Here is a 3,429-nt window from a genome sequence, read left to right as displayed (position 1 = left end):
GCTATCGCGGCGATATTGTCCGCCATCCAGCGCAATTGCAGCTCATTTTTATTCACGCTGGCTGCCGCGATCAGCGGATATCGTTTGAGCTTGACGTACCCCACAATACGCGTCTGTCCATCAAACGGCGTATGCCATGAGCCGACGCTGACAGAGCTGCTTTTCAGCGCTTTATCCGCCAACGCGCCGGTGGCGTATTTCTCGATCAGCGTTTTTTGTTCATCCGGATAAACGTACAGCGGGGAGCCGTCGACATTGAGCAAAGACAGAATCGAATCGTAATTCAGACTGAAATAACTGTAAAAACGCCCGAAATAGTTGGGATCGACCGAGGCCAGGAAAATGCCTTTAAACTCGCCGTTTTTGCCGTTGATGCGCTTCGACACGGGAATCACGGATTTCCCCGAGATCACGCTGATGCGCGGCTGACCGATGAACAGATCCTCGCTGGTATTGCTCTTGTTCCAGATGAAGTAGCTGCGCTTGGACGCGTTATACACATAGCGAGAGCCCTGCCCGGTCGAGGCAATCAGGTTGCCTTTATCGTCGAACAGATACAGTCCGACGATTTGCGGAAGCAGCACGCGATGAGATTCAAGCACGGCGGTGATCTTTTCGGCGCTCAGTGAATTAATATCGCCGTGAATCTCACGCATCGTGTCGATGATGGCCAGCTCTATCGGCAGAAAGGTATCTTCCGCCTGTCGCGACAAAATCACCGAGAGATTGATGACATCCTGCTCAACCTCCAGGACCTGCCGATGGTAGGACTGCCAGAAGTTCCACCCGTTGGTCGTGGCTAACACGATGAAACTCACTACCAGGAAACCAATCATGGTTTTTCCCGGTGCAGAAGGATTGTTTTTCCCTAAGAGACGACGCAATCCGCGAGGTGTGAACGAAGCAAAAGATTTATAAGGCATAGGTTTTCCTGAAAACATGAATCGCCTGAGGGCGTTCATGCGGGCACATCCTACTAAATCGCACCGTGGTTGTGTACCAACTCACGCTTATGGCTCGCCATTTCGTTGTGACGGCGCCCTGAATCAAGGCCATGAGCCGGGTGCGCATACAAGAGACGCCGATCCTCGTGTAGACTCACTACATCATGATTAGCATAGTTTATGACATAGCGCCGCGTGACCTGCCGTTACGATGACAGCACCGTATTTCGCCGGACGCCGTTGCGCCCGGCAAACCAAGGAGAAAAGATGAGTAAAGCATCCGCTGCCGGCCTCACGGCCACCGAAGCGCTCGACAAACTGGAAACCCTGTATGACGAAGCGGTGGCCTCTCTGCGCTCCGCCATTAGCGCGTTTATCGATGAAGGCACGCTGCCGGACGCCACGGCGCGCGCCAACGGTCTTTTTGTTTATCCCGAGCTGCGTGTCAGTTGGGATGGACGCTCTCCTTCTGAGAACAAAACCCGCGCCTATGGCCGACTGACCCACGGCGGCTGTTACAGCACCACCATCACCCGCCCCGCCCTGTTTCGCGGCTATCTGTCCGAACAGCTGGAGATTCTGGAAAACGAATACGCCGCGGTGATCGAAGTCGTGCCTTCGCAGCAGGAAATTCCCTATCCGTACGTTATCGACGGCGCGAATCTGGGGCTGAACCGCTCAATGAGCGCTGGGCTGGCGCAGTATTTCCCGACGACCGAACTGGCGCAGATCGGCGATGAAACGGCAGACGGCCTGTTTCATCAATCCAAAGAAAATTTCCCGCTCTCTCACTTCGATGCGTTGAGAACCGACTTTTCGCTGGCCCGTCTCAAACATTACACCGGCACGCCGGTCGAGCACTTCCAGCCTTTCGTCTTGTTCACCAATTACACCCGCTATGTGGACGAATTTGTCCGCTGGTCCTGCGAACAGATTGCGGATGAGAACAGTCCTTACTACGCGCTGTCCTGCGCTGGCGGCAGCTACACCACGGCGGAAACGCGCCATCCCGAACAGGCCGGCTCCGATCTGGCCTGGAAAAATCACCAGATGCCGGCATACCACCTGCTTTCTCGCGAGGGACGCGGGATTACGCTGGTGAACATCGGCGTCGGACCTTCTAACGCGAAAACCATCTGCGATCATCTGGCCGTGCTGCGTCCGCATGCATGGCTGATGATCGGCCACTGCGGCGGTCTGCGCGAAAGCCAGTCCATCGGTGATTACGTGCTGGCTCACGCCTATTTGCGCGACGACCACGTGCTGGACTCCGTTCTCCCGCCGGACATTCCTATCCCCAGCATCGCCGAAGTTCAGCGGGCGCTCTACGATGCCACCAAGACCGTCAGCGGCATGCCCGGCGAGAAGGTGAAACAACGCCTGCGCACCGGCACCGTCGTCACGACGGACGACCGTAACTGGGAGCTGCGCTATTCCGTCTCTGCACGGCGCTTTAACCTAAGCCGCGCCGTCGCGGTAGACATGGAAAGCGCCACAATCGCCGCACAGGGTTACCGCTTCCGCGTGCCTTACGGCACCCTGCTTTGCGTCTCCGACAAACCGTTGCACGGCGAGATCAAACTACCCGGACAGGCCAACCGTTTCTATGAAGGCGCGATTTCCGAGCATCTGCAAATTGGCATCTGCGCGGTCGATCTGCTGCGATCGGAAGTCGATCAGCTGCACTCCCGCAAGCTGCGTACGTTCGATGAACCGCCGTTCCGTTGATCTGCATGGCATAACCCGTCCTTAACCTTCAGGAGCCGTCAGCGGCTCCTTTTTATTCAATGCGTTAACATGGCCCTCTCCCTCGTCGCGCCCCTCCCGTCGACGATCGCGCTCGTCACGGACGTCGCCCGGCGATGGCATAAAAAGAAGAACCCCGGCTTTCGCCGGGGTCAGGACCGTGTTTCGGCCAATGTCCGCAGATAAGGACAGGAGCCTGTAGCGCTCAATGTGGGTTAGAAGTCCACGTTGACGCCCAGTTGGAACGTTCTGCCCGGCATCACAGCCAGCTGCTGGTCATAGGCGTCCTGATTGTTGGAACTGGTGAGCTGACGGCTGCTCAGATAATCCCAGTACTTGCGATCGGTCAGGTTATAAACGCCGCCGCTGAGTTTAACCGTCGGCGTCACACGCCAGTAGGCCGTCAGGTCCACCAGACCATAGCCGGGAACGCGCATATACTCGGTAGTGGAATCGGTAATGGTCGTGCCCGTGTTGGTGTAGGTTTCACGGTTGGTCGCCGTCGCCTGTTTGCCTTTCTGGAACGTCGCCGTCAACGCCGCCCCATAGAGGTTATCCGGCGCATCCCAGCCCAGTCCGACTACCGCTTTCATCGGCGCGACGCTATCGAGGTCGACATACTTGTCGCCAGAATAGCTGGACTTGGACTGCCCTTCGCTGTAGCCGACCGCCAGTGTGGTGCTTAGCCCCTGAAGCGCGTCGAACCAGGTTCCCCACTGCACTTTGCTGCTGAACTCCG

3 protein-coding genes are annotated in these 3,429 nt (G+C 57.0%); 1 reads left to right on the top strand and 2 read right to left on the bottom strand.

The window, feature by feature from the left end; genetic code table 11:
• The coding region (locus Q7O77_RS15855; RefSeq protein ID WP_304169562.1) for a cache domain-containing protein at positions 1–923 on the bottom strand (923 nt) is incomplete at its 3' end.
• Between the two features lie 288 nt (positions 924–1,211).
• Between Q7O77_RS15855 and Q7O77_RS15850 the strand changes: the two genes are divergently transcribed.
• Positions 1,212–2,672 carry an AMP nucleosidase gene (locus Q7O77_RS15850; protein ID WP_304169559.1) on the top strand — a complete coding sequence of 487 codons (1,461 nt, stop codon included), beginning with the start codon at positions 1,212–1,214 and terminating at the stop codon, positions 2,670–2,672.
• Positions 2,673–2,905: 233 nt separating this feature from the next.
• On the opposite strand, the gene Q7O77_RS15845 is transcribed toward Q7O77_RS15850, so the two are convergent.
• The coding region (locus Q7O77_RS15845; RefSeq protein ID WP_304169556.1) for a TonB-dependent receptor domain-containing protein at positions 2,906–3,429 on the bottom strand (524 nt) is incomplete at its 5' end.

It is taken from the genome of Lonsdalea britannica (genome assembly GCF_946477055.1).
GTDB classification, from domain to species: domain Bacteria; phylum Pseudomonadota; class Gammaproteobacteria; order Enterobacterales; family Enterobacteriaceae; genus Lonsdalea; species Lonsdalea britannica_A.
Note: the sequence above shows the minus strand (reverse complement) of the source record. Positions and strands in the feature narration are given on the sequence as shown.

Coding starts and splice junctions, on each gene's coding strand:
- Q7O77_RS15850 (WP_304169559.1), top strand. CDS start 1,212: ATGAGTAAAGCATCCGCTGCCGGCCTCACGGCCACCGAAGCGCTCGAC.